We start from the raw sequence: 25,344 nt of genomic DNA on the forward strand, positions 1-25,344 counted from the left end.
TTTTTTAGCACCGACTAAAAAATTAGCGTTGAGTAGAACCTCGTTCGATCAGAGTAGGTGAAAAACTCAGCGCCGCTGGCATTGACGATGCATGGGGCGCAATGCGATGCATCAAGCATTGAACAGCCGTTTTACCCATTGCATCGGTGGGTTGGGCAAGCGTAGTAATGCCGGGAGAGATCAAAGCGCACCACTCGAGTTCATCAATCCCCATCAAGCCTATCTTGCCAAGCGATAAGTCCAACTGTTGAAAAAGACGGGTCACTGTTAGGGTGGCATTGCCATTGCCGCATAAGACAGCGCAGGCGTGTTGTTGGTGGGTTGCTAAAAAGTCGCTTAGCGCTTGAAGCGTTGCAGTGCCATCTGAGTTAGCAAGCAGGGAGGATGAATGAATAAGCCCCAACTGCTCGGTAGTGTGGTTAAAGCGGGCCAAGCGTTTTTGTCGGGTGCTTGACTGCTGGGGAGCTTCGCTGACATACAGCACGGCCTGGTAGCCCTGATCGACCAAGTGTTCGAGTGCCATATCGATCGCCAAGTGATTATCGAGTCCAACCACCTCCGCTTCCACATGATCGACTTCGCGGTCTAGCAGCACAATGGGAGTCCCCTGGCTGATAAAAGTATGTAGTTGTCGTTCAGGGCTGCCGGACGCATTTACCACAAGACCTTCCACCTGATAGGCACCCAGCAGGTCTAAATGCTGGCGCTCCTGTTCTGGGTCGTTATCAGTATTACATACTACCAATGAGTAGCCGTATTGGCGGCACGCTTGCTCGACACCATGTGTGATAGCCACTGAAAATGGGTTGCGGATATCTGCCACCAACATACCTAACAATTTAGAGCGGCCACCTTTTAACCCGCGTGCCATCTGATTTGGCTGGTAGCCAAGGGTACCTGCCGCATGGGCGATACGCGCTTGGAGTGAGGGCGAGAGCCGATCACGCTCTTCGCCAAAATAGCGCGACACGCTGGTTTTAGAGGCACCAGCGAGGCGGGCTACTTCAAGAATGGTGGAACGGCGCGGTGTAGGCGGCATAGTGTGCTTAAAAAATAGTGTGCTTAAAATTGTGTGATTGGATAAATAGTGTCTTTCGCCAAAGTATCTTCCGTTACATGCTGGTTGACAAAATTAACACAGTCTAATTTTGGGTGTTTGCTAGGCCAAAAGCAACGGCGTGCGAGCCGCTAAGGGTGATTGACCATATGAATATTGTAGTCTGTGGGGTTTACCGTGCCCTCAAGATGTCCAATTTGAGTAAAGTCACTATTTTCAAGAACCGTGTCAATAGATGTGTCTCTAAAGGAGAGGTTTTTAATAACGTTGACCTTGCACGGCATTCCCTTTGTGTCGACATCCATTATCCATGCTAAAAAACCGTTTGAGAATTTAGCTAAGCTGCCGATAGGGTATAACCCAAAGTGTTGGATATACTCTACAAGTAGTGACTTTTCATAAATAGTTGGGCAGTTGTTAACCCAGCGATAGGCATCAAGAGGTTGCCGTGGTTTCTGACCATTTCGTTCGTGAGTTAATTTGTTGATTATTTTAATAACACTGATTAGCCGAACGTGCTCGGATAACTCTGCTGCTGTCTTTCCTGCTGGATACCCGCTGCCATCAAGCCGTTCGTTGGCATTGAGGATAATGTTATGGCAGGCTGGGCTAGCAGTCCAGTTTAATGCCGTTAGTCTGTTCTCCAATGTGACAACATGCTCTTTGAGCATTTCCGCTTGTGAAGGAGACATATGCATCTTAAGCGAGGGGAGTTGCTCGCTAATAAGCAGTGGTTTTCCCATGGTGTGCAGTAAAGCCCCGGCGACCGCTTCCCGCGTCTGCGATGCGTATGGATCACGACTGATCAGAATCATCGCGAGTTGACTACCCACTTGTATGGCATGGCGCACCCACTCGGGTTCATCATGCAGAAAAGCCATCGCATACTGAAGTCCCTTTCGGTCTTGATTCACCATGTACAGCAGGCTGTCTACACACTCATAGAGGCTCTCTTCTGGAAATAAATCCTTGTTTTTGGTGAACATTAACATGACTTGTAGCTGGTGAGCGACTTCAAGAACACCGCGTAGCAGAGGAGAACGTTGGCTACTCTTGGTTTGATCACGCTCTTCTTTGTGCTGCATTTTCTTCTCTTTGGCATCTGCGATGAAAAGCCGCGACTTAGCACGTGAGTTGCTATCTTGTAGGCCTGAACGAAAAGCGGCTTCGAACTCAGACTCCGATACATAATGGAAAAGTGTTTCAGTCATTGTGGCTGTCATGTTAATAAACTCAATGCCGATAGCCGCGTAGTCGTGGCTTCCAAAAGGGCGCATATGACGAATACGCCCCTGAGTATTGAATGTTTCTCCGTTTGGAAACTCCAGTGTTACCTCTGGCAGCGTCTGGTTAACGCTAAGGGCCATGCTATCTTCGAGGCTGACATACACCATGCAGCCGCCCACTGAAAGGTTACGCACTTTTCCTTCCACATTAAGCTCATGAGCAAAGACTTCAAGGTGCACACGTGCATGCATACCAAGAATAAAGGGAACGCGTAGAGCACCTCTATTATCGGAAGCAAAAATAGAGTTGGGAAGCTGACACTCAAGATGGTAAGTGCAGGCATCTATCTTAACGACGTGTGCAGGTACTTGCTCAATATTGTAAATTTCTTCTTCTATGCCAGGTGAAGGGTGTGAAGCTTCTATGTCAAAGCAAATAGTATCGTTTTTAAAATAAGGAGAAAGCGAACTTCCAGTGTAATGAATAGCTAAGGTTATTTTTCCCCTATCCAAATCTATCTTAATTGCCTTAGCTTCGATGGCATAGGCTGCTTCCTTAGAAAATATAGAAATAGCATGCTCTTTTTTTAGCAGTGATCGTATTATCTGCCCAGTGGTATTTTGGTTTTCCATATCGATAATCATATAAAACCCACCGCATTTATTTTGTTATAATTTATATCGACTTGGTGGTGACTGCTCTACATTTCTATTGCTTGTCACTGCTACCATGATAGGACATTTTCCCTGTGTCGATTAGCTATTATTTCGCTCCAGTTTGCAAACCTATTTATATCTGTTTTAAAAGTGATTTGTAATGTTTTGATGATTTTTGTTTATGTTTGATGCAGGCTAGACCACCATTCGGTCGAGTAGGCATAATCAGGTAAACTGCACGTTTTCTTTTACAGTGATGCCCGCGGCATGCCCTCAAACCCTAAATCAATCCATTCTCAATCGCGCAGCTATGAATTAACGCCGTCTGGCGATCGCTATTTCGATGGCCTGGCCGAGAAATTTTCCCGCTCGCTCTATCAAGCGCCCCGGGGCGAGCTGCGTCTCGCTATGCTCGACTACCTGCTACCGGAAATGCTGAATCTAGAGTGGCAGTGTGTGTTGGACGTGGGGGGGGGGTTGGGCCAGCAGGCGGCATGGTTTGCTGAGCGGGGGCACCGGGTCACGATGACTGAGCCCTCAGCAGATATGCTCAGCTACGCAAAAAACTGGCACCGGAATGTTAAAACGTTACCGGAAGAGGCGATCACTTATCTACAGGCGCCGCTGCAACGGTTAACAGAACAAGCTCCTGGCCCATGGTCGCTTATTACCTGCCATGCAGTGTTGGAGTGGTTGGGTGATCCGCAAGCGGCGCTGGCCACCTTGAGCGATTTATTGGCCCCAGGTGGCCAGCTAAGCTTGATGGTGTTTAATCGCGATGCACTGCGCTTTTCTAATGCAGTCAAAGGCAACCTTGAGAAGGCGTTGAGCGACCGCTTGGCAGGGAAGGGCAAGCGCCAACGATTGACGCCTATTTCGCCCGTTAGTCATGCCGAGATAGAGCAGTGGAGTGCGGATAACGGCTTAGTGATAGATGCAGTCGCCGGTATCCGCGTCTTTCAAGATTTCTTGCGCCACCCTCCCGCCACGCCAGCAGAAATTGAAACGCTGCTGGCGCTGGAAAAAAAGTACTGTCGCCATGATCCTCACTGGCGCTTAGGTCGCTACCTACTTTATACATTAACTAAACCGGAGATCGTTGAATGAGTGCCCAAGCCCCAGCGTGCCGATTGTTAGAGCGGCAAAAAGATAACTATGTAGCGCTGTGGGTCATTGGCCCGCCAGTCGATAGCTGGCTTATTGATCAATCGACGGGTGTGGTCAGTGGCGATTTTGGCGCACTGCGTGAGTGGCAGGCGAAAGGCAAACAGGCCCGAGCGCCTTTTGACTTAGAGGTGGGCGAGACATTCGGCAAAGAGCTGGTGCTGTTTTGGCCGAAGGCACATCAGTTAGGTATTTGGTGGCTCAAGTGGTTATGTGAGCAGCTACCTGAAGGGACGCCCTTTGAAATTGTCGGCGAGCATCAAGGTGGAATTAAACGCGTTCCCAAGATGCTGGAAGAGCTGGGCATGCCTTGGGATAAGCGCGACAACGCCCGGCGCTGTTCACTCTTTGCCACCCAAACCGTGGCATTGGATTCGACTAGCGATAGCGCTTGGCAGCAATTCGAGACATTAGGACTTACGCTGAACAGCCACCCGGGCGTATTTGGCCACGGTAAAGTCGATGAAGGCACGCTGTTACTGTTGGAGAGCATTGAGAATAGCTTGCCGAAAAAAACGCTCAAAGTGCTGGATATGGGCTGTGGCGACGGCATCATTAGCGCCTGGCTGGCTCAGCGTGGCCATTATGTAACCGCTGTGGACGTCAGCGCCTTTGCGGTAGAGGCGTGTAAGCGTACGTTAGCGGCGAACGGGCTAGAGGGTCGAGTGCTCTGCAGTGATGTTTTCAGTGCGCTTGGAGGCGAGCAGTTTGACTGGATTGTTAGCAACCCGCCGTTCCATAAGGAGCGTGATATCAGCTATGGCCCCAGTCAGCGTTTGATCAGCGCGGCGCCAGAGCATCTCAATGTGGGCGGGCAGTTAATCCTGGTGGCAAATGGCTTTTTGCCCTATCCAGACCACTTGCAGCGGGCATTTCAGGACTTCCAGACCCTGGCGGATAATCGCCGCTTCAAGGTTTACGGTGCGGTTAAATCTCAGCGCTAGGCCTGGACGCTTACTCGGCAAAGAAAACATTAAGTACGTGATCCAGATGCACTTCCATGGCACGACGAGCAGCCACCGGGTCACGTTCTTCAATGGCTTTAACGATGCGCTTATGGTCGTCCTGGGAGCGCTGCGGCATATCTGTTTCCATAAATAGCTCCTGGAGTCGACGAAACATGGCGCCGTACTTGTGGCCAAGCAGATGCTTGATGACAAGTGCGTAGGCCGCGTTACCTGAAGCCTCAGCAATACGAATATGCAGTAATCGATCCCCGGCGCAGTTACGCCCGCCATCGGCGTTGTCAGATACATTTCGCTCAAATGCCAAACGGATCGCTTTCATATCCTCTTCAGTGGCGTTCATGGCTGCTAACGCGGCAATTTCCGGTTCCAGATAGCGGCGCGTCTGGAGCAGTGAAAAGGGCGGGATCTCTTCGTCCAGATTGAGCTCAATTTCGCTCTCGAACTCTGGGTCTATTGCCCAGGGCTCGGTTCGAGCGGCTGCGCGCATCACCGACTCCATGGGAGTGGCGCGCGATTCAAGAACCACGACACCATGGCCGACCCGAACAGCTACCTGCCCAACCACTTCGAGAGCAATCAAGGCCTCTCTCACTGAAGCCCGACTAACGCCAAGAGCTTGGGCAAGCTCTCGCTCGGGGGGTAACAGCGTTCCTGGGGGAAACTCACCGTCATTGATTAACTGCTGTAACTGATCAGCAATCTGGCGATAGAGGCGCTGCGAGCGGATGGTTTGAATCGGCATTCGTGGTGTTTCCTATCCGTTTCATTGGTGGTTTTAGACTAAGGTTGATGGCTACTAAAGTTTATTCCCCAAAGCAGCTATTTAGCTTTTTGAGGCTTGCCAGGGTCAAAGTTTCTCGCTCATACTCGGCTCATTGGTCAGGCCATTGGATATCTGGATGATTTGGCCTGATGTATGTTCCCATTCTTTTCAAGGTCGTACCACAGCTTTTAGGCGCGCGCCTTAGCCGTTAGGGATGTGCAATAGTATGAGACTCAAAAACAAAACTGCACTGATCACCGCCGCTGCAAACGGCATTGGGCGTGCTAGCGTCGAGCGCTTTGTTGCCGAGGGTGCACGCGTATTCGCGACAGATATCGATATTGCCAGCTTAGAAGGGATACCGGGTGTTGAAGCTTATCGCCTGGACGTCACGGATAGCCAAGCGATCCACCATTTAGCCGCTTCACTACCGGCCTTGGATGTACTGTTTAACTGCGCCGGTATGGTGGCAGGTGGGACCGTACTCGAATGCGACGAGGCCACTTGGCAGCGATCGATGGATCTGAATGTCACTTCAATGTTTCATACCTTGCAGGCTTTTTTACCGGGCATGTTGGCAAAAGAGAGTGGCAGCATCATCAACATGGCTTCCCTGGCATCTAGCATTAAAGGAGTTGCTAATCGCTGCGCTTACGGTACCTCTAAAGCCGCGGTAATCGGACTGACCAAGTCAGTCGCCGCCGACTTTATGACCCAGGGAATTCGCTGCAATGCGATCTGCCCTGGCACCGTTGAGTCTCCCTCTCTCAAACAGCGTATTGCTGAGCAGGCACGTAAAGAGGGGCGCAGTGATGCAGAGGTGCTAGCCTCTTTTATTGCCCGTCAACCAATGGGTAGGTTGGGGCGAGTGGAGGAAGTGGCGGCGCTGGCGGCTTTCCTGGCTTGTGATGAATCGCAGTTTATTACCGGCACCACGCAATTGATCGATGGTGGTTGGGCTAACTGATTACTTCAGAAGGAATAACAATATGAAACTTTTACGCTTTGGAACGACAGGACAGGAAAAGCCGGGCATTCTCGATAGTCAGGGTAAGGTGCGTGATCTTTCCGCCCTCGTTAGCGATGTTGCTGGTGATGTGTTGAGCGACGAAGGGTTGCAGAAACTTCGCGATGTGGATCTCTCTACATTGCCAGAGGTCGCGGCTGATGTGCGTCTGGGGCCTTGTGTTGGTCACGTGGGCAAGTTTATTTGTATTGGTCTCAACTACTCCGATCACGCAGCAGAAACCGGCGCTGAGGTTCCCCCTGAGCCGGTCATTTTCAATAAGTGGACAAGCGCTATCTGTGGCCCCAATGACAACGTAGAGATTCCTCGTGGCTCCCAAAAAACCGATTGGGAAGTCGAGCTTGGGGTGATTATTGGGAAGGGGGGGCGTTACATTGATGAAGCCGAGGCCATGTCACATGTGGCGGGGTTCTGCGTGGTTAATGATGTGTCCGAGCGCGAGTTTCAGCTGGAGCGCAGTGGGACTTGGGACAAAGGCAAGGGCTGCGATACGTTTGGCCCTTTAGGGCCCTGGTTAGTTACCCGTGATGAGATTGTTGACCCACACCAGTTAGGTATGTGGCTTGAGGTAGACGGCCAGCGTTACCAGAACGGCAATACGCGCACCATGGTGTATCAAGTGCCTTTTCTGATCAGTTACTTGAGTCGTTTCATGAGTTTGCAGCCTGGCGATGTTATCTCAACCGGCACACCTCCCGGTGTGGGCATGGGCCAGAAGCCCGCCGTTTACCTTCGTGATGGGCAGCAAATGCGTTTAGGTATTGAGGGCTTAGGTGAGCAGCAGCAGCGGGTCGTTCAGGCCTAAACATAACGAGGAGAAGCGCGCTTATGGAAGTGCTTGTCTGTTCAAAGCCGCAACATCTGGAGCTGCGTCACGCTGCTAAGCCAGAGTGTGCCCCTGGGCATGCCGTGGTACGGATACGCCGTATCGGTATCTGCGGAACGGATATTCATGCTTATGGTGGTAATCAACCCTACTTTGAATACCCCAGAGTGTTAGGCCATGAGCTTGCTGGTGAGGTCGTCGAGGTTGCTGATGATCACGCTCAGCACCTACTTGGCAAGCAGATTTATGTCATTCCTTACCTGCATTGCAGTGAGTGCCGTGCCTGCCGTCAGCATAAAACCAACTGTTGTCAGCGCATGCGGGTAATCGGCGTGCATAAAGATGGCGGAATGGCGGAGTATCTAGCCGTTCCCACCACTCATTTAGTGGTGTCGGAAACGCTCACGATTGATCAACTGGCGCTGGTGGAGTGCATGGCGATTGGTGCACACGCAGTACGGCGTAGCCAGCTTCAAGTTGATGAACTCGTCGTTATTGTGGGCGCTGGGCCTATTGGCATGGGTGTGTTGCAGGTAGCTAATAGCCGTGGTGCTCGCACACTGATGGTGGATACCAATGCCTCTCGGCTGGGTTTTTGCCGCGATGTGTTGGGTGCTGATGCGGTGGCCAACCCACAGAAAGTCGATGTGGCTGAACTTATAAGCGAATTGAATGATGGGGCGTTGTCAGATGTGGTGTTTGATGCCACAGGGAGCCCTCGTGCTATGGAGGCTGGGTTCGATCTGGTGGGGCATGGCGGTCGCTATGTGCTGGTGAGTATAGTCAAAGCAGACATTACCTTCAGTGATCCTGATTTCCACAAGAAAGAGTTGACCTTGATCGGCAGCCGTAATGCCATTCGCGAAGACTTTGATAGCGTGGTGTCTCTGATGGAGAGCGGGGACATCAATGCTGAAGCGATGATTACCCACCGTGCTTACCTTGCTGACGTGCCTGCCCAGATGCCCCAGTGGTGCGACCCCGCTAATCAGGTTATCAAGGCCATGATATCGATTGATCATTAACACTTCTGCATCGTTTCCTCAAACTTGCCACATTCAGCCGCCGACGAAATTACCGTTAAGGACTATCGTTAAGGGCTATGATGCAAATTAAGGAGTCGTTAATTTAACGGTATGAGTAGGAGTGGCGGCAATGACGGGAAATATTCGAAATACGGCGGTACTGGGAAGTGCCGTTCTACTGGGCGGGCTGCTGGCGCTAGGGCTGGTATGGAGCGGTAGCTATATCAAGGGCGCCGCAGAAGTGTGGCAACAGTCGTCACGTAGCGTCACGGTACGCGGCTTGGCCGAGCGAGAAGTGCCGGCGGATTTGGTGCTGTGGCCGTTCAATTACAGTGTCAGCGCCAATAGCTTGAGTGACCTTGAGCAGCAGTTGTCCAGTGACGAGCAGGCAATTCGCGATTTTCTGGAGGCGCAGGGGTTTGCATCGGAGAATGTTAGCTCCACTCCGCCGCGGATTACCGACCAATATAGTAATCAGTACGGTGGTCAGCGCCCGGATGAGCGCTACCGCGCCGAAGCAACACTGCTACTACGCTCCCCCGATGTTGAAGGGGTGATCGAGGCAATCCCCAATGCGACTTCACTGGTGCGAGAGGGCGTACTGCTCTCGCCCAGCTACGAATACCGCACGGAGTTTCTGTTTACCGGACTCGATGCGATCAAGCCTGAAATGATTGCGGCGGCCACTGCGGATGCGCGTAACGCCGCACAGCAGTTTGCCGAAGATTCCGGTAGCCAAGTGGGTCAGATTCGTCAGGCGACCCAGGGCTACTTCTCCATCGAGGACTTGGACAGCTACACGCCGCAAACCAAACGTGTTCGCGTTGTCACCACAGTGGATTATTCCTTACAAGATTAGGCCCTAGGCGGCGTGAATGGCGCAGGAGTTAGCCAGTGTAATCAATGGCGGTGATGGTATAAAACGTATCACCGTTAGGCGTGAGCACTTTTGCTTCATCACCCACCTGTTTACCGAGCAATGCTTTGGCCATAGGCGCATCGATACTGATCCAGCGCTTTTTGGTGTCGATTTCGTCGTGGCCAACGATCCTGAGGTGCACCTCACCGCCATTTTCATCCTCCAGGCTTACATAAGCGCCGAAAAACACCTTGCTGGTATCGGCTGGCAGGCGGTCTACGATTTGCAGTTCGTCCAAACGTTTCGTCAGGTAGGTGATTCGGGCGATAACGCGGTTCAGCTCTTTCTTGTTATAGGTGTAATCGGCGTTTTCACTGCGGTCGCCCTGGGCGGCTGCTTCGCCGACCTTTGCTGAAATGTCCGGGCGTTTAACCCGCGATAGGTGATCCAAGATAGCGCGCAAGCGAGCCGCCCCTTCTGGGGTAATCAGGTTGCTCTTAGGGGCTTGACGCGGATCTTTGGCTGGATCGCGCCAGCGGGTCATGTTGCGGCCTTTCATTACCTATTCCCCATTGTGTTTCGAGCTATCTACCTTACGTTAATTGCGCGAAGCATACCAAGCAACATACTACTGGAGAATCATTCAAACGTTTGTTACATTTTTGCTATATTGAGCGAGAGACCCGCTATTGGTAGGTCTAACCAGGACAACAATAATGTTAGGAGCATGTATGCGAACTTACTCTTTTTCACGCAACTCTTTGTCACGTTCAATAATCGCCGTTGCCATTGGCAGCGCGCTGATGCTGTCTCCGCTAACCGCTTCTGCCTTTGAAGGCGAGCTGTTTTCGCTTAAAAACAGGTGGGAGCATACCGTGACTGAGATGCCCGCCAACGAGCGGGAGAGCACGTTAAAGGCGTTGGCAGGTGAAGCGGAGCAGTTGGCCGAGCAGCACAGCGATGAAGCTGACGTACTTGTCTGGCAGGGTATAATTCTGGCGTCTTATGCCCGTGAGCGAGGCGGCTTAGGCGCATTAGGAACCGCAGGTGATGCGCGTGACGCGTTAGAAAAGGCGATTGAAATAGATCCCCAGGGGTTGAATGGTTCCGCCTACGTCACACTAGGTGCGCTTTACGATCGCGCTCCGGGGCGGCCACTCGGTTTTGGCAATAGTGATAGCGCTGAACGCATGTTCCAGCGTGCCTTGGAGATCCGCCCAGACGGCATCGATGTGAACTACTACTACGCTGCCTTTTTGAAAGAAGAGGGCAATGAGCAGGCCGCTCGCGAGCACGCCCAGCGAGCGGTTAACGGCACCGCTCGAGACAACCGGCAAGTCTCCGATGAAGCGCTACGCCGTGATGCCGAAGCGCTGCTTAATAAGCTGTAATCCACCCGCTGAATTGGCATTCCCGATGGCGAGCATTGATAATAGATCGATTATCACCACCGGGAGTGCCTCATGGCGTCCAACTCCAAGCACGATGCTGTTCAGAATCCTACTTTTCAGCGCCCTCCTTTTAAAAACACGTCTCTTAGTGTCCCTGACTTAAAGCGCGATGATGTTGAGCTGTTTAAACGGGAGACGCTACACCAAGGGTTTTTCCGCCTGGAAGCCTTAGAGCTTCGTCACCGGCTGTTTGAAGGCGGTTGGAGCGAACCCTTGCGGCGTGAAGTGCACAATCGCTTTGATGCGGTGGGTGTACTGCTCTACGACCCCGAACGAGACTCTCTGGTGCTCATTGAGCAGTTTCGTGCCGGCGCCATTGATGATTCCGCGTCTCCCTGGAAGCTCGAACTCGTGGCCGGTTTGGTCGAAAAAGACGAATCGCTGGAAGATGTGGCGCATCGCGAGGCATGGGAGGAGGCCGGTTGTAAAGTGGCCCAACTGACCAAACTTCACACGTATTATCCCAGCCCTGGCGCCTGCAACGAGCAAGTGACACTATTTTGTGGTTTGGTAGATACCCAAGGATTAGGTGGGATTCATGGCCTAGATGAAGAGCATGAGGATATTCGTGTTCACGTCATGCCTTTCGCTAACGCTTGGGAACTCTTAGAGAAGGGGCGACTCGACAACGCCATGTGTTTAATTGGTCTACATTGGCTTAATAGCCAGCGAGCCTCACTGCGTGCTGCCTCTCAGCGCGCTTTGACGCAAAGCGAAACCGACGAGGAGTGAACATGGCGAGAACGGCCTATGTCACCGATTTAAAATCGCTCCAAGGGGAGTGTAGCGCCAACTATTTACGTTTGGTGCGCCTGGTGGGCGATATGGAGGCCGGCCAGCGCCGCGATATTGCCCTGCGCGGTGATAAACAGCATTTCGGTGATCTGCATCTGTATATTCAAGAGCAGGCGCCTTACACCACCATGGTGAATGTTTCTCAGACCGGCCCACTAGATACCGTTTTGGAAGGGCCGCGTATGCGCGTACATCTCTATCACGATGTACGCATGGCGGAAGTGACCGACTTTCAACGTGAGCGCCACTTTAGTGGCCGCTACCGCTACCCCAATGCCCGGATGCATCAGCCGGATGAGAAGCTTCAACTTAACCGCTTCTTGGGCGAGTGGCTGGCTCACGGCCTTGCCCACGGTCACACGGTCGACGTGCCGGAGATGCCCTAATGCGTGTGGTTCAAATTACCGACGCCCATCTCTATGCGGATATTGAAGCGCGTTCCCGGGCGGGCATACCCTGGCAGCAGTTTCAGCAGGTGTTGAATGCCGTTGTCGCCGAAAAGCCCGATATCGTGCTGTTTACAGGTGATATAAGCCAGGATGAATCGGCCGCTTCCTACGCCTTGGCAGTGCAGGCGCTGGAGCAGTTGCCTTGCCCCTGGTACTGGCTGCCGGGTAATCACGATCAGCCCGAGTTCATGGCGGCCGAGCGGCCGATGGTCGAACAAGTGGACTTGGGTTCGTGGCGCATCCTGCTGCTCAATACCCAGGTGGAGGGCAAACCCCACGGTGAACTGGGAAGCGAGCGGCTAGCTAAGCTCGCTGAACAGTTAGAGAACGATGACCGGCCCACGCTGATAGCCATGCACCACCCGCCAGTTGACGTGGGGGCGGTGTGGATGGATGCCATTGGCTTACAAGATCGCGACGCATTTTGGCAACTGCTAAGTAAACACCCGCACGTTAAGATCATCCTATTTGGGCATGCGCACCAAGCCTACGCCGAGCATCATATTTTAGGCGTAGGTAGGGGCATAGGTGAAGCGACTATTGATGTTTATGGCTGCCCGGCGATGGCCGATCAGTTTCTGCCTGGTGCCGAGCAGTTTGCGATTGATGAAGCTTCCCGCCCTGGCTATCGGGTTATCGATTTGGCGTATAGCGATGCCCAGGAAAGCGAGTGGCAGAGCTGGATTGAGCGCATTGATTAATAGGCCTATCACATTCTTAGTCTTCGTTAGGTGATTAAGGAATAAAAAGATAGTTATTAATTCTTTTGGGTTATTATCAACTCGGCGTTACCCTACCCACATTCGAACGTACAATTATTTATAACGTACGCTGATTTTAGCTTGTGTGACGAGCTTGTTCTTGTGAGGTAAGGGGCCATGACCCAATTGTCTACATTGTCGTCAAAAGAGCGGTCTTCAGAGACGCGTTCTTCATCTACAGCGATGCAGGGGGAGGCTTTTAATGCCCCTGATGCCGCACGCTTGACCCACCTCAAGCAACTAGAAGCCGAGTCTATCCATATCATCCGTGAAGTCGCCGCCGAGTTCGCTAACCCGGTGATGATGTACTCCATCGGCAAAGATTCGTCGGTAATGCTGCACTTGGCGCGCAAAGCTTTTTACCCCGGCACACCCCCATTCCCGCTGATGCACGTGGATACCACGTGGAAGTTTCGCGAAATGATCGAGTTCCGCAACCGCATGGCCGAAGAGGCGGGTATGGAGCTGATCGTGCACACCAACGAAGAGGGGCGGTCAGCCAATATCAACCCGTTCGATCACGGCAGCGCCAAATACACCGATATCATGAAAACCCAGGCGCTCAAGCAGGCGCTGGATAAGTATGGGTTTGATGCGGCCTTTGGTGGCGCGCGTCGGGATGAAGAAGCCTCGCGTGCCAAGGAGCGCGTCTACTCGTTCCGCGATAAGTATCACCGCTGGGATCCTAAAAACCAGCGCCCTGAGCTGTGGAACGTGTATAACGCCAAGGTCAATAAAGGCGAATCGATCCGCGTGTTCCCGCTCTCTAACTGGACCGAGCTGGATATCTGGCAGTACATCTACTTAGAGTCGATACCCATCGTGCCGCTCTACTACTCGGCCAAGCGCCCGGTGGTCGAGCGTGATGGTATGCAAATTATGGTCGATGATGACCGCTTGCCGTTAGCGCCTGGTGAAGTGCCGGAGCAAAAGTCAGTGCGGTTTAGAACGCTTGGCTGCTACCCGCTAACCGGCGCGGTGGAATCCGAAGCCGCGACGCTTCCGGAAATTATTCAAGAGATGCTGCTGACCCGAACCAGTGAACGCAGTGGCCGCGCCATCGATCGCGATCAGGTGGGTTCGATGGAAAAGAAAAAGCGCGAGGGCTATTTTTAAATGAGGAAAGTCTGATGTCTCATCAATCCAATTTAATCGCCGATAATATCGAAGAATACCTGCACGAGCACGAAAACAAAGACCTGCTGCGTTTTATTACCTGCGGCAGTGTCGACGACGGCAAATCGACGCTGATTGGCCGTCTGCTTCACGACTCAAAAATGATCTTTGAAGATCAACTGGCGGCGATCACTCAGGCTTCCAAAACCAGTGGTACTACCGGTGACACCGTTGATCTGGCGCTGTTGGTGGATGGCCTGCAGTCAGAGCGTGAGCAGGGCATTACCATCGATGTGGCGTACCGCTTTTTCTCTACCGATAAGCGCAAGTTTATTATCGCCGATACGCCTGGGCACGAGCAGTACACCCGCAATATGGCCACGGGGGCGTCAACCGCCAGCCTGGCGATTATCCTGATCGATGCACGCTATGGTGTGCAAACCCAGACTCGCCGCCATAGCTTTATTGCCGACCTGCTAGGTATTCAACACCTGGTGATTGCGGTCAATAAGATGGATCTGGTGGACTTCTCCGAGCAGCGGTTTAACGAGATAGTCGATGAGTACCGCGCCTTTGCTACCAATCTGCAAGCGCCGGATATTCGCTTTGTACCGATGTCGGCTCTGAATGGCGACAATGTGGTCAATCGCAGCGAACAAACGCCCTGGTATTTTAGCGATGGTTACCAGGGGGAAACACTGATCGAGCTATTAGAGAGTGTCGAGATTACCCGCGATCAGAACCTCAGCGATCTGCGTTTGCCGGTACAGTACGTCAACCGCCCGAACCTGGATTTCCGCGGCTATTGCGGCACGTTAGCTGCGGGGGTATTACGCCCTGGGCAAGACGTTAAGGCACTCCCGTCGGGTAAAACATCGCGGGTTGCACGGATTGTCACCTTTGATGGCGATCTAGCGGCGGCTTATCCTGGCCAGGCGATCACTGTGACCCTGGAAGATGAGATCGATATCTCCCGTGGCGACTGGCTGGTGGCAGCGGATAGCGAACTGCCACTCTCCAACACCTTTAAAGCCGATATTGTCTGGATGCAGGAAGAGGCGTTAACGCCGGGTAAGCTCTACGATTTCAAATTGGCGACCCGCGACCTTTCCGGCGAGGTCAGTGCTATTGATTACCAAATCGACGTCAATACCCTCGAGAAACATGCCACTCACTCGCTGGGGCTAAATGCGATTGCCCGCTGCGATGTGGAACTGACCGCCGCTATTCCGGTGGATGATTACCGCACCAGCCCAGGTACCGGTAGCTTTATCATCATTGACCGGCTGACCAATGTCACTGTAGGGGCCGGTATGATTCGCGGTACCGCCAGCGCCCCAGGCAATGCTTCAAACGCCACCGATTGGGCCGCCTTTGAACGCGACTTGAATGCCCTGGTGCGTAAGCATTTCCCTCACTGGGAAGCGAAAGATATCAGCGGCTTATTTAACCGCTAAAAAGCTTAGACGCACGCACCGCAGCACAAAGCACAACGGCACGCCTTGAAGGCGTGCCGTTTTTTGATGAGTTGAAATATTACTCAGCGTTAGGAAAAAATAGTTGCTGTCCGTCTACCTCAAAATCCGCAATCGCTTGCTGGCCTTTATCGGAAACCAACCACTCGTGCCACTGGGCGGCGAGGTCGTGCTTCAGGTGCGGGTGACGCTCTGCCGAAAGCAATAGGCTGCCATACTGATTGAATAGCGCTTCATCGCCTTCAAACAGCAAGGTAAGGTCTTGTGGGTTGTCAAAGGCGACCCATGTGGCTCGGTCAGTAAACGTATAGGCGTCCATACCCGCGGCGGTATTCAACGTAGGGCCCATGCCGCTGCCCAGCTCGCGGTACCACTCGCCCTGTGGTGTGACCCCAGCATCTTCCCACAAGCGCAATTCCGCGCGGTTGGTGCCGCTATCGTCCCCACGTGAGGCGAAGGGCGACTCGCTCTCGGCAATACGCTGCATGGCATCTATAACGGTTTCGCTGTCATGGATGCCCGCAGGGTCATCGCTCGGGCCGACGATCACGAAATCGTTGTACATCACATTCAGACGTTCTGTGGCGTAGCCATCGGCCACAAACTGCTCTTCACCTGCGGTGTCGTGAACCAGCAGGCTATCCGCATCGCCACGGCGGCCAATTTCGAACGCCTGGCCGGTACCCACGGCGACCACGCGCACATCAACCCCGGTCTCTTCGCTGAATGCGGGGATGATGGCGTCAAACAGGCCAGAGTTTTCGGTAGAGGTGGTGGAGGCCAGGGTAATGTAGTCATCGGCTGCCATCAGCGTCGCGCTGAAGGTCAGCCCTAGGGTGCCAGCGGTGATAAGTGCGGTAGTTTTGTTCATTTTTGCTCCTTGATCGCTTTTCATGAATCGTTTTACTTCAATCCTAGGGCTCACTCATATTGGAGCTACCAGACCAACTCGCCGCGAATAAACGCCCCCGCCTCAGGTGAGGTGGGGGCGGTAAAAAAGTCACTGGCAGGGGTATATTCAAGTAGTTCGCCGTTATGCAAAAACACCACGTCATTGGCTAAGCGACGTGCTTGGTGCAAGTCGTGAGTAGTCATAACGATACGTGTACCGCTGTGATGAAACTCCAGTACGGCATCTTCAACGGCCTTGATGGCGGCGGGGTCGAGCGCCGAGGTGGGTTCGTCTAAAAACAGCACTTGGGGATTGAGCAGCCAGGCCCGTGCTAACGCTAAACGCTGCTGCTCACCGCCGGAAAGCACCCGCGCAGGCCGTTTGGCTAGGTGTGCTAAGCCAAACTTCTCAAGGGCACTCATCGCCTGGGCTTTTCGAGGTAATGCTTTCAGTTCTGATCGAGCCGCTTTGTTGATGGCTAGCACATAGGTCAGATTATCCAGCGCAGAGCGTCGCAACAGCACCGGGCGTTGGAAAACCATGGCTTGCGCAGGCTGAATTCCTTGCCAGCGAACCGAACCGCTAGAGGGCGTTAGTAGGCCGTGGGCGAGACGCATTAACAGGCTTTTGCCCGCACCGTTCGGCCCCATTATTAACGTTCGCTGGCAGCCTGCAAGGCGCAGTGAAGTCGGTTTAAGCAGGGTATGGCCGCGATGGATAAAGCTCACGCTGTCGAGCTCAAGGGGGGCGATGGGGGGCATATGATAAGCGTTCATCCCAGCCGCCTTTTCGCCGTTTCGCCGATCATGTGGGCAATCGCGTTAATCATGGTAACCAGGGCGAGCAGGATGATCCCTAAGCCAAGTGCCATAGGCAGGTTGCCCTTGCTGGTTTCCAACACAATGCTGGTGGTCATCACGCGAGTGACGCCATCGATATTGCCACCCACAATCATTACCGCACCCACTTCGGCGCTGGCGCGTCCGAAGCCCGCTAGGATCACCGTTAACAGCCCAAAGCGCGCGTCCCACAGCAGGGTGGGGATCATACGTAGGCGCGTTAGCCCCAGTGAGTTCAACTGCTCGGCATACTCACTGTGAAGCGCTTCAACCTGCTGCCGAGTGAGGGCGGCAATAATGGGTAGCACCAGAATTACTTGGGCTATCACCATCGCGGTTGGTGTAAACAGCAGCCCCCATTCACCCAGTGGGCCTGCGCGCGAAAGCAGTAGGTAAACACAAAGCCCTGCCACGACTGGCGGTAAGCCCATCAGGGCATTTAGGGCGACAATCACGACGTTACGTCCAGGAAAGCGCCATAGCGCCAGAGCAGCGCCTAAGGGCAGGGATATCAGGCTGGCAATTAATACCGCCATCAGCGATACCTGCAGCGAGAGCATCACGATGGAGATTAACGCGCTATCCATACTCAGGATTAGGGTGAGAGCCGTACTAAAAGCGTTGTCACTGGTGAGCATTGAGCGTCGGTTTCACTTTTGTATGAAGAGCTGTTGTATGAAAACTGTTGTCCGAGAATTGGCATAATGTATCGAAAAATGACTTAATGCACTGTGTCCTGAAATTTATGCAGTCATATGCAGTAAAAATAAAAAATTGCGCTCTATGCAGTGAGGCTACCTTGCGATGTCTGAACCACATGCTTACCTGACCACCACAGAAGTCGCTGACTATTTGCGCTTAAAAGAGCGCAAGGTGTATGACTTGGTACGCCAAGGCCAGATCCCCTGTAGTCGGGTAACGGGAAAGTTGCTGTTTCCCCGCCAACAGATCGATTTATGGGTACTCAACCATTTAGAAGGCGATCAGGCGCAGCGCTTATCAGTGCCGCTAGTAGCGGCCGGTAGCCAGGATCCGCTGCTGGAGTGGGCTATTCGGGAAAGCGGCTCTGATTTGGCGATGCTCTGCCAAGGCAGTGGCGACGGCGTGCGGCGGTTGCTTGACGGCAAGGCGATGCTGGCGGGTATTCATCTGCTGGATGCTTCTACTCAGCGTTATAACGAGCCCAGCGCGCTTGGCTTAAGCGGCATGCGTGATTTGTTGATAGTGCACTGGGCAAAGCGCCGCCAAGGGTTGCTTTTACCCGCTGGCAACCCGCTGAGCATCTCTGGGTTAAATGATTTAAAACGGCCCGGAGTGCGCGTGGCGCATCGCCAGTCCGACGCTGGAGCAGCACGGTTGCTGCACTGTTTGCTACAACAAGCAGGCATTGAAAGCTCGGTGATCAACTGGGCGCCACATGCTTCCTTAAGTGAAGATGATTTGGCGCTTAGCATTGGTCAGGGCGAGGCGGATGTTGGACTGGGAGTTGAAGCCGCCGCCCATCGCCAGCACCTCGGCTTTGTTACACTTTGCGATGAGCCGTTTGATTTGATTATGCAGCGGCGCAGCTATTTCGAACCTTCAATACAGCGACTATTGGCGTTTGCTCATCAAGTGCGTTTTGCCGAGAGGGCAACACAGTTAGGGGGTTATGATATTGCTGAACTAGGACGGATTGTGCATAACGCCTAGCGCGCTATTCGCTAACTGTTAATCTGCGGTGTCAGCAGGAGAGCTTGACCCTGATTCAATATCCGCCACACTAGTGGGGCGTTACTAACGCAAATCATCACGAAAAGGAGAGCATGATGAAACAAGGACTAAACGGTAAGCGTGTTGCTATTTTAGCCGCAGATGGTTTTGAAGAGTCTGAGCTGAGCGTACCGCGCGCCGCCTTACAGAAAGAGGGTGTTGAGGTTCATGTGGTCACCCCCGACGGTAAAGGAATCCGCGCTTGGGCGGAAACCGACTGGGGTGACAACTATGAAGCCGATAAAGCCCTTGCTGATGCCAGTGAGTCTGACTACCACGCCTTGGTATTGCCGGGTGGTTTATTCAACCCCGATGAACTGCGCATCAACGACGATGCGTTGAGTTTCGTAAGAGGGTTTTTCCAGGCAGGTAAGCCTGTTGCCGCTATCTGCCATGCGCCGTGGATTTTAATTAATGCGGGCGTGGTTGAAGGCCGCCGCATGACCTCGGTACACAGCGTCGCGCAAGATTTACGCAATGCCGGCGTTGAGTGGGTCGATGAGCCAGTTGTTGTGGACAGCGGTCTTGTGACAAGCCGTACGCCGAAGGACTTGGATGCCTTTAACGCCAAGTTACTCGAAGAGCTGCAGGAAGGGCGTCACTCCGGTCAACACGCTTGATGAACGTATTGCGTCAGTGGACAAGCTTTATCAAAAGGCTTGTCCACGTTATTGCCAAACCCATCAAAGGAGACAGTAGCCGCGGCGGGATGGTGGTTCATCCTTACCGCGGCTATGGCTCCCAGCGTGAAGTTTTTGTCATGGGCCGGGTGTTTCGCCAAGCCGCACTAGGTCGAGCCATTCCTCGCCATGGCATGCTACGCGATACCGCAGACGTGGCGCGGCGCGTTTTACGCCGAGGGCTGGCCGAAGCGCAGGTAGAAATTCACATCGGCGAAAATCAGCTCTGCGTCGGTACAGATCGAGATGGCTATTTCGACGTCCACTTACCGATTAGTCACACCCTGCCCATTGATGTCTCCTGGCACCGAGCCGATATTTTAGTGCATTGCTCAGGGCAGACGTCGGTACGTACTCACGTAGAAGTTTATATACCTCCGTCAGAGGCGGATTTGCTGATTATCAGTGATATTGATGACACCGTTATGTTTACCGGGGTGGCGGAAAAGCTCAAAATGCTTTACCGCTTATTTGTTAAAAAGCCTCATCGCCGCACCGCTTTCCCCGGGGTTGCGCCGCTTTATCAAGCTTTACATCGTGGCGTGAGTGAACGCGCTGAGCGGCCCATTCTGTATGTATCCCGTGGCCCTTGGGCGATATACGAAATGCTCGAAACCTTTTTTCAGATCAACCGCATCCCCGTTGGGCCGATTATTTTTTTACGCGAATGGGGCGTCTCTTTACGCAAGCCTTGGCCGCGCCGTGCAGAAGAGCATAAGCGTGAACTGATCGACCGTATGTTGACGCTTTACAATGATATGCCGTGTATTCTAATTGGCGACAGCGGTCAGCACGATCCAGAAGTATATATTGAGATCTTGAAAGCCTACCCGGATCGGATTAAAGCGATTTACATTCGTCGAGTGGATAAAAACCCCAAGCGTGAGCAGGCGATACAACGCTTGCGCGATGAGTTGGTTGGCACCCAGTGCGAGTTGGTTCTTGCCGTCGATAGCGTTCTGATTGCCGAACACGCTCACGCCCAGGGCGATATCTCTGCTCACGGCTTAGCGGCAGTAAAGCGCGAAGTGGAGGAGCATCGCAACGATCCCGCATAACGCTGTTGCCAAGCCAGTCCCCATGGTAAAAGCTACGCTACGAAAAGGTGTGTTTAACGACGGTCATTTGTAGATAGGGACTGCCATGGTTGTTGTGCTGATCATTTTTGCGCTGGCGGTATTTGTGCTCCCCAATGTTTGGGCCAAGTGGGTGCTGAAACGCCATACCCGCGGCCGTGACGATTACCCGGGCACGGGTGCAGAGCTTGCCGATCATTTGCTGCGCCGACTAGGTATTGAGGGCGCAAGCGTTGAGCGCACTGAGTTCGGTGACCATTATGACCCTGAAACCCGCTGCGTACGTCTTTCACCAGATAACTACGATGGGCGTTCGCTAACGGCCGTCACGGTGGCTGCCCATGAAGTAGGGCACGCCATTCAGCATCACCAGGGCTACGCGCCGCTACTGGCGCGCAGCCGCTTAGTCGGCGTTGCCCAAAAAGCTGAGAAACTCGGCGCTGTGCTGATGATGGCTGCGCCTTTTCTGTTTTTATTGACGCGTCTGCCGGGTGGTTTGGCCATTGTAATTGCCATGGCGGTGATCAGCTTTGGCACCGCAGCGTTGGTACATTTGGTGACTCTGCCGGTTGAGTTTGATGCCAGCTTTAACCGCGCGCTGCCGCTCTTGAAAGAGTACGTCCCGCCTTACGATATGCCCGGTGCCCGGCATGTACTCACCGCCTGCGCGTTTACCTACGTGGCCGCCTCACTCGCCAGCGTGATGAACCTAGGCCGCTGGCTGGTGATTTTGCGGCGGTAGTTTGCAAGCATGCAGCCCCTATTCTGGCTTGTTGGCGATAATCACCGCCCGCCGCGGTGCGGGGTAGCCTTCAATGGTGTGGGTGCGGTCTTCAGGGTCGAGAAAATCAGCCAAAGATTGGTAGGTCATCCACTCGGTTGAGCGCTGCTCGTCTAAGGTGGTAACGGCTTCGTCAACCACGCGCACGTTGGTAAAGCCGCAGCGCTCCAGCCAATGGCAGAGCGCCTGAGAAGAGGGCAGGAAGTAGACGTTGGGCATGGCGGCGTAACGTTCGCCGGGCACAAATACGGTCTGCTCGTCGCCTTCGACTACCAATGTTTCCAGCACCAGCTCGCCGCCCGGAGCCAACGCGGCTTTTAGCTGCTGAAGATGTTCCAATGGGGCAGGGCGATGGTAGAACACGCCCATGGAAAATACCGTATCGAAAAAGCTCAGGTTTTCTGGCACATCCTCGATGCCTACTGGCAAGAACTGCGTTCTGCCACCATCAGCATCGCCGACGAAGTGGCGTACCGCCTGAAACTGCCAGTAGAAGCGCGGCGAAGGGTCAATTACTAATACGAAAGCAGCCCCAGCCCCTGCCATCCGCCAAGCGTGGTAACCGCTGCCACCGCCCACGTCGAGCACCTTGCGGTATTTTAGCGGCGCCAGGTGTGGAGCCACTCTCTGCCACTTCCAGTCCGAGCGCCACTCGGTATCAATATGAATGCCGCCCAGTTGAAAAGGGCCTTTACGCCAAGGGGCAAGCTTTCTTAGTAGGTTAAAACACTGGCGCTGCTGGCTATCGCTAAGATCGAGATCAACGCTGACGGTGTCGCTGTTTAAATCCACGCGCCGCTCGGCGGGCAGCGCGGGAAGCTTGGCCACCGCTTTTTCCCAGGCGGATAAATCGCCGTGGCGGTTACGGTCAAGCCCGTGAGCTAACTGCTCGGGAAGCTTCGCTAGCCAGGATGTTAGCGAGGCATCAAGCGTGGCTTGCTCTAAAAACGCCTGATAAATTGCGCGATGATCGTCGGGTAGTGGCGCCACCTTTAACCCTCCTTAAACGCAATCAGCGAGGCAAAGTTAAGGTACTGGAACCAGGTCATTGAGCGTGGAAAGCCTGCTTGTTTCAAACGGCCATGAAGTGCATCGAGGGTATCCGGCACCAGTACGTTCTCAAGAGCGGTGCGCTTCTGGCTGATCTCCAGATCACTGTAACCATTGGCGCGCTTGAAATCGTGGTAGCGTTCTACCCGCCAGGCATTGTCGCGCTCGTCGGCGTCGATGGTTTTCTCAGAGAGAATCAGCACGCCGCCGGGTTCCAGCGCCGCATAAAGCCTCGCCAGTAGCGCATCGCGGTCGGCGGCGGGCAGAAACTGTAGGGTAAAATTGAGAATGATCATGCCCGAAGGCGCATACTCTAGGGTACGAATGTCGGCTTCTTCGACCTGCATAGCGTACGCTGGGCACTCGTCAGCAAAGGTTTGCCGAGCCTGGGCGACCATGGCGGGCGATAGGTCAACGCCCGTGTAGCGAAAGGCGTCGGGCGCCAGCGCCCCTGCCAGCGCCAGGCCGGAAGCGCCCAGCGAGCAGCCTAGATCATAGACATGGGCGCCATGGCGCAGGTGGCGCTGGGCAATTAAGCTCAACATGCCGAGAATTTGCCCGTAGCCGGGTACCGATCGGCGGATCATGTCAGGAAAGCAAGCGACCACCTTTTCGTCGAAAGAGAACCGCGCGACTCGGTCAAGGGGTGTCGAAAAGATAGCGTCACGGTAAGATGCATCACTCATGGGCAAGCCGGGATCATGGAAAAGGCGTGCTAGTTTACGCGCCCTTAATTGACGAGAACAGGCCTGTCTAGCACAGACTCGTTTAGAACAGCCCTGTTTAAGTTTATTAACCTGCTTAAAAAGCCCCGCTGCAAGGATCGACGCCACTGGAGAAGCTAAATGGCCTCAGCATCAAGCGCTACACCCGATACGTTACCGGCATGGCAAACGTTAAAGCATCACGCTGAAACGCTGCAGCACGTTCACTTGAAAACGCTGTTTGGCACCGAGCCTTCCCGTTGGGAAAGCTTTACTCGCCAGGTGGCGGGCTTGACGCTGGATCTTTCCAAGCAGCGCTGGGATGACGATACGCTCGAGCATCTGTTTACGCTGGCCAGCGAAGCGGGCGTACCCTCTGCCATTGAGGCGCTGCTAAGTGGTAAGCGAGTGAACGTCAGCGAAAACCGCCCGGCGTTACATACAGCGCTGCGTTTACCCGATGATGCGACGCTGGAGGTTGAGGGTGAAGATATCGTTGCCGCCGTACACGAAAGCCTTGCCCAAATGGAGCGCTTGGTCAGCCGGCTGCACGCAGGGCAGTGGCGTGGTGCCACCGGCAAGCCGATTCGGCATGTGGTTAACCTGGGTGTAGGCGGTTCAGATCTAGGCCCACTAATGGTCACCCATGCCTTGGCAGATTTCCGACCCAAAGATATTCATCCTGTTGAGGTGCATTTTGCCTCCACCATGGATGGCTCCCAGTTAGCGGACTATCTGAGCCGGTTGAATCCTGAAACCACTATCTTTGTGTTGTCATCCAAGTCGTTCACCACCATTGATACGCTCTCCAACGCTAACACCGCTCGGGAGTGGTTACTTAGCCGCTTGACCCAGCATGGTGCGACGCCGATCAGCGCTGAGCTGGTGGTGCGTCAGCACTTTATTGGTGTGTCGGCGAGCCCTGAGAAAATGACCGAGTGGGGCATTGCTGACGATCACCAGTTAACATTCTGGGAGTGGGTAGGCGGGCGCTACTCGCTATGGGGCACCATTGGCTTACCCATTGCGCTGGTGGTTGGGATGGCGAATTTCCGCGAGTTTTTAGCCGGTGCGCACGCCATGGATCGCCATTTTGCTGAGGCAGAAATGGCGGAGAACCTGCCCGTGCTGCTGGCGTTAGCGGGCATCTGGAACGTCAATTTCCTGGATATCCGCGCGCACTCCATTCTGCCCTACGATGGGCGCTTGGAGTATTTCGCCGCCTATCTTGAACAGCTTGAGATGGAGTCCAACGGCAAGTCGGTTACCCGTCAAGGCCAGCCGATTAACTACTCCACCTGCCCTGTGCTCTGGGGTCAGCTTGGCCCCAACGCCCAACACGCGTTTTATCAGCTATTACACCAGGGAACTCAACCGGTGGTGTGTGATTTTATCGCGCCGCTCAAGCGATACGATGAGGTGGAAGACCCGGATACCCGCCGCCACCTTAAAACCCAGCATCGTCTGGCACTGGCCAACTGTTTTGCGCAGTCCCGCGTATTAATGCTTGGTGATGACGCTTTGGAAGACGACGGCCCACGGCCAGAGCACAAGCGTTATCGTGGTAACCAGCCCTCGACGACGGTGCTGCTTGACCAGCTCACCCCAGCGACCCTTGGTTCGCTTATCGCCCTTTACGAGCACAAAGTCTTTGTTCAGGCGGTGATTTGGGATATCAACCCGTTCGATCAGTGGGGCGTTGAGCTAGGCAAACAGATTGCCACGGATACTCAAAAGATTATCGACCATGAGGGAGATCTATCGCGGATGGATGCTTCCAGTAAGGGATTGATTGAAGCATTTTGGGCGTCTGAGCAGGAGTGAATTAAGTAGATAGCGAGCCGGGGCTAACCCGGCGACAGGTCTACGAGGAGGCGCTGTGAACCCATCCTTGGGCGCTACATTTGCCATCTGACCGCCATGGATGGCGAAAATGCCGGAATTGAAGGGA

Annotated in this window: 26 protein-coding genes; 17 read left to right on the forward strand and 9 right to left on the reverse strand. The window is 53.7% G+C overall.

The annotated features are described in order from the left end of the window. Positions 1–22: 22 nt before the first annotated feature. Together HZU72_RS03980 and HZU72_RS03985 are read right to left on the reverse strand one after the other, a co-directional pair. Complete coding sequence (locus HZU72_RS03980) at positions 23–1,039, reverse strand: LacI family DNA-binding transcriptional regulator (protein ID WP_180090643.1); 1,017 nt, start codon at positions 1,037–1,039, stop codon at positions 23–25. 149 nt (positions 1,040–1,188) lie between these two features. Then, positions 1,189–2,928, reverse strand: a complete 1,740-nt coding sequence (locus HZU72_RS03985) for an HD domain-containing phosphohydrolase (protein ID WP_180090644.1) — start codon at positions 2,926–2,928, stop codon at positions 1,189–1,191. A gap of 279 nt (positions 2,929–3,207) precedes the next feature. Here HZU72_RS03985 and HZU72_RS03990 point away from each other — a divergent pair, with 279 nt between their 5' ends. Then, positions 3,208–4,047 (forward strand): methyltransferase domain-containing protein, encoded by an 840-nt coding sequence (locus HZU72_RS03990; protein WP_180090645.1) that lies wholly within the window; start codon positions 3,208–3,210, stop codon positions 4,045–4,047. After that, positions 4,044–5,048, forward strand: coding sequence for a methyltransferase (locus HZU72_RS03995; protein ID WP_180090646.1), 1,005 nt, complete (start codon positions 4,044–4,046; stop codon positions 5,046–5,048). The genes HZU72_RS03990 and HZU72_RS03995 overlap by 4 nt, the downstream gene beginning before the upstream one ends. A gap of 10 nt (positions 5,049–5,058) precedes the next feature. On the opposite strand, the gene HZU72_RS04000 is transcribed toward HZU72_RS03995, so the two are convergent. Further along, entirely contained in the window at positions 5,059–5,814 is a 756-nt protein-coding gene (locus HZU72_RS04000; protein WP_180090647.1) for a FadR/GntR family transcriptional regulator, read from the reverse strand. Positions 5,815–6,061: 247 nt separating this feature from the next. Between HZU72_RS04000 and HZU72_RS04005 the strand changes: the two genes are divergently transcribed. The 4 genes from HZU72_RS04005 to HZU72_RS04020 all read left to right on the forward strand — a co-directional run bounded on the left by HZU72_RS04005 (position 6,062) and on the right by HZU72_RS04020 (position 9,572). Further along, positions 6,062–6,802, forward strand: a complete 741-nt coding sequence (locus tag HZU72_RS04005) for an SDR family oxidoreductase (protein ID WP_180090648.1) — start codon at positions 6,062–6,064, stop codon at positions 6,800–6,802. A 22-nt stretch (positions 6,803–6,824) separates the two neighbouring features. Then, the gene (locus tag HZU72_RS04010; RefSeq protein WP_180090649.1) at positions 6,825–7,667 is read left to right on the forward strand and encodes a fumarylacetoacetate hydrolase family protein; all 843 of its coding nucleotides are present in this window, start codon (positions 6,825–6,827) and stop codon (positions 7,665–7,667) included. 23 nt (positions 7,668–7,690) lie between these two features. Continuing rightward, a complete protein-coding gene (locus HZU72_RS04015) occupies positions 7,691–8,713 on the forward strand; it encodes a zinc-binding alcohol dehydrogenase family protein (RefSeq protein ID WP_180090650.1) in 1,023 nt (340 codons plus the stop codon). A 130-nt stretch (positions 8,714–8,843) separates the two neighbouring features. After that, on the forward strand, positions 8,844–9,572 hold the full coding sequence (locus HZU72_RS04020) for an SIMPL domain-containing protein (protein WP_180090651.1): 729 nt from the start codon (positions 8,844–8,846) through the stop codon (positions 9,570–9,572). A 28-nt stretch (positions 9,573–9,600) separates the two neighbouring features. Here HZU72_RS04020 and greB read toward each other — a convergent pair whose 3' ends face one another. Further along, positions 9,601–10,131: a transcription elongation factor GreB gene (gene greB, locus HZU72_RS04025; RefSeq protein WP_180090652.1), complete on the reverse strand. Its 531-nt coding sequence runs from the start codon at positions 10,129–10,131 to the stop codon at positions 9,601–9,603. A gap of 172 nt (positions 10,132–10,303) precedes the next feature. Here greB and HZU72_RS04030 point away from each other — a divergent pair, with 172 nt between their 5' ends. From HZU72_RS04030 to cysN, 6 genes are all read left to right on the forward strand, one after another. Next, the gene (locus HZU72_RS04030; protein WP_180090653.1) at positions 10,304–10,963 is read left to right on the forward strand and encodes a tetratricopeptide repeat protein; all 660 of its coding nucleotides are present in this window, start codon (positions 10,304–10,306) and stop codon (positions 10,961–10,963) included. Between the two features lie 72 nt (positions 10,964–11,035). Further along, entirely contained in the window at positions 11,036–11,755 is a 720-nt protein-coding gene (locus tag HZU72_RS04035) for an NUDIX domain-containing protein (protein WP_180090654.1), read from the forward strand. Between the two features lie 2 nt (positions 11,756–11,757). Continuing rightward, the gene (locus tag HZU72_RS04040; RefSeq protein WP_022524019.1) at positions 11,758–12,204 is read left to right on the forward strand and encodes a DUF1249 domain-containing protein; all 447 of its coding nucleotides are present in this window, start codon (positions 11,758–11,760) and stop codon (positions 12,202–12,204) included. Beyond that, positions 12,204–12,968, forward strand: a complete 765-nt coding sequence (locus HZU72_RS04045; RefSeq protein WP_180090655.1) for a phosphodiesterase — start codon at positions 12,204–12,206, stop codon at positions 12,966–12,968. The genes HZU72_RS04040 and HZU72_RS04045 overlap by 1 nt, the downstream gene beginning before the upstream one ends. A 243-nt stretch (positions 12,969–13,211) precedes the next feature. Next, complete coding sequence (gene cysD, locus HZU72_RS04050) at positions 13,212–14,144, forward strand: sulfate adenylyltransferase subunit CysD (protein WP_180090794.1); 933 nt, start codon at positions 13,212–13,214, stop codon at positions 14,142–14,144. A gap of 14 nt (positions 14,145–14,158) precedes the next feature. After that, the gene (gene cysN / locus HZU72_RS04055) at positions 14,159–15,601 is read left to right on the forward strand and encodes a sulfate adenylyltransferase subunit CysN (protein WP_180090656.1); all 1,443 of its coding nucleotides are present in this window, start codon (positions 14,159–14,161) and stop codon (positions 15,599–15,601) included. A gap of 79 nt (positions 15,602–15,680) precedes the next feature. Here cysN and HZU72_RS04060 read toward each other — a convergent pair whose 3' ends face one another. The 3 genes from HZU72_RS04060 to HZU72_RS04070 all read right to left on the reverse strand — a co-directional run bounded on the left by HZU72_RS04060 (position 15,681) and on the right by HZU72_RS04070 (position 17,988). Next, a complete protein-coding gene (locus HZU72_RS04060; protein ID WP_180090657.1) occupies positions 15,681–16,490 on the reverse strand; it encodes an ABC transporter substrate-binding protein in 810 nt (269 codons plus the stop codon). Between the two features lie 65 nt (positions 16,491–16,555). Next, positions 16,556–17,287: an ATP-binding cassette domain-containing protein gene (locus tag HZU72_RS04065; protein WP_180090658.1), complete on the reverse strand. Its 732-nt coding sequence runs from the start codon at positions 17,285–17,287 to the stop codon at positions 16,556–16,558. Continuing rightward, entirely contained in the window at positions 17,284–17,988 is a 705-nt protein-coding gene (locus HZU72_RS04070; protein WP_180090659.1) for an ABC transporter permease, read from the reverse strand. The genes HZU72_RS04065 and HZU72_RS04070 overlap by 4 nt, the downstream gene beginning before the upstream one ends. Positions 17,989–18,154: 166 nt before the next feature. Between HZU72_RS04070 and HZU72_RS04075 the strand changes: the two genes are divergently transcribed. From HZU72_RS04075 to HZU72_RS04090, 4 genes are all read left to right on the forward strand, one after another. Then, positions 18,155–19,042, forward strand: coding sequence for a substrate-binding domain-containing protein (locus HZU72_RS04075; RefSeq protein WP_180090660.1), 888 nt, complete (start codon positions 18,155–18,157; stop codon positions 19,040–19,042). A 116-nt stretch (positions 19,043–19,158) separates the two neighbouring features. Then, on the forward strand, positions 19,159–19,722 hold the full coding sequence (locus HZU72_RS04080; RefSeq protein ID WP_180090661.1) for a type 1 glutamine amidotransferase domain-containing protein: 564 nt from the start codon (positions 19,159–19,161) through the stop codon (positions 19,720–19,722). Further along, positions 19,722–20,840 (forward strand): App1 family protein phosphatidate phosphatase, encoded by a 1,119-nt coding sequence (locus HZU72_RS04085; protein WP_180090662.1) that lies wholly within the window; start codon positions 19,722–19,724, stop codon positions 20,838–20,840. The genes HZU72_RS04080 and HZU72_RS04085 overlap by 1 nt, the downstream gene beginning before the upstream one ends. A gap of 85 nt (positions 20,841–20,925) precedes the next feature. Next, positions 20,926–21,600, forward strand: coding sequence for a zinc metallopeptidase (locus tag HZU72_RS04090; RefSeq protein ID WP_141441305.1), 675 nt, complete (start codon positions 20,926–20,928; stop codon positions 21,598–21,600). 18 nt (positions 21,601–21,618) lie between these two features. Here HZU72_RS04090 and cmoB read toward each other — a convergent pair whose 3' ends face one another. Further along, positions 21,619–22,629: a tRNA 5-methoxyuridine(34)/uridine 5-oxyacetic acid(34) synthase CmoB gene (cmoB, locus tag HZU72_RS04095; protein WP_180090663.1), complete on the reverse strand. Its 1,011-nt coding sequence runs from the start codon at positions 22,627–22,629 to the stop codon at positions 21,619–21,621. A 2-nt stretch (positions 22,630–22,631) separates the two neighbouring features. Further along, complete coding sequence (cmoA, locus tag HZU72_RS04100) at positions 22,632–23,375, reverse strand: carboxy-S-adenosyl-L-methionine synthase CmoA (RefSeq protein ID WP_180090664.1); 744 nt, start codon at positions 23,373–23,375, stop codon at positions 22,632–22,634. Between the two features lie 159 nt (positions 23,376–23,534). On the opposite strand from cmoA, the gene pgi reads away from it, so the two are divergent. Further along, a complete protein-coding gene (gene pgi / locus HZU72_RS04105) occupies positions 23,535–25,217 on the forward strand; it encodes a glucose-6-phosphate isomerase (protein ID WP_180090665.1) in 1,683 nt (560 codons plus the stop codon). Positions 25,218–25,344: the final 127 nt, after the last annotated feature.

The sequence above is a fragment of the Vreelandella sedimenti genome (assembly GCF_013416325.1).
GTDB classification, from domain to species: Bacteria; Pseudomonadota; Gammaproteobacteria; order Pseudomonadales; family Halomonadaceae; genus Vreelandella; species Vreelandella sedimenti.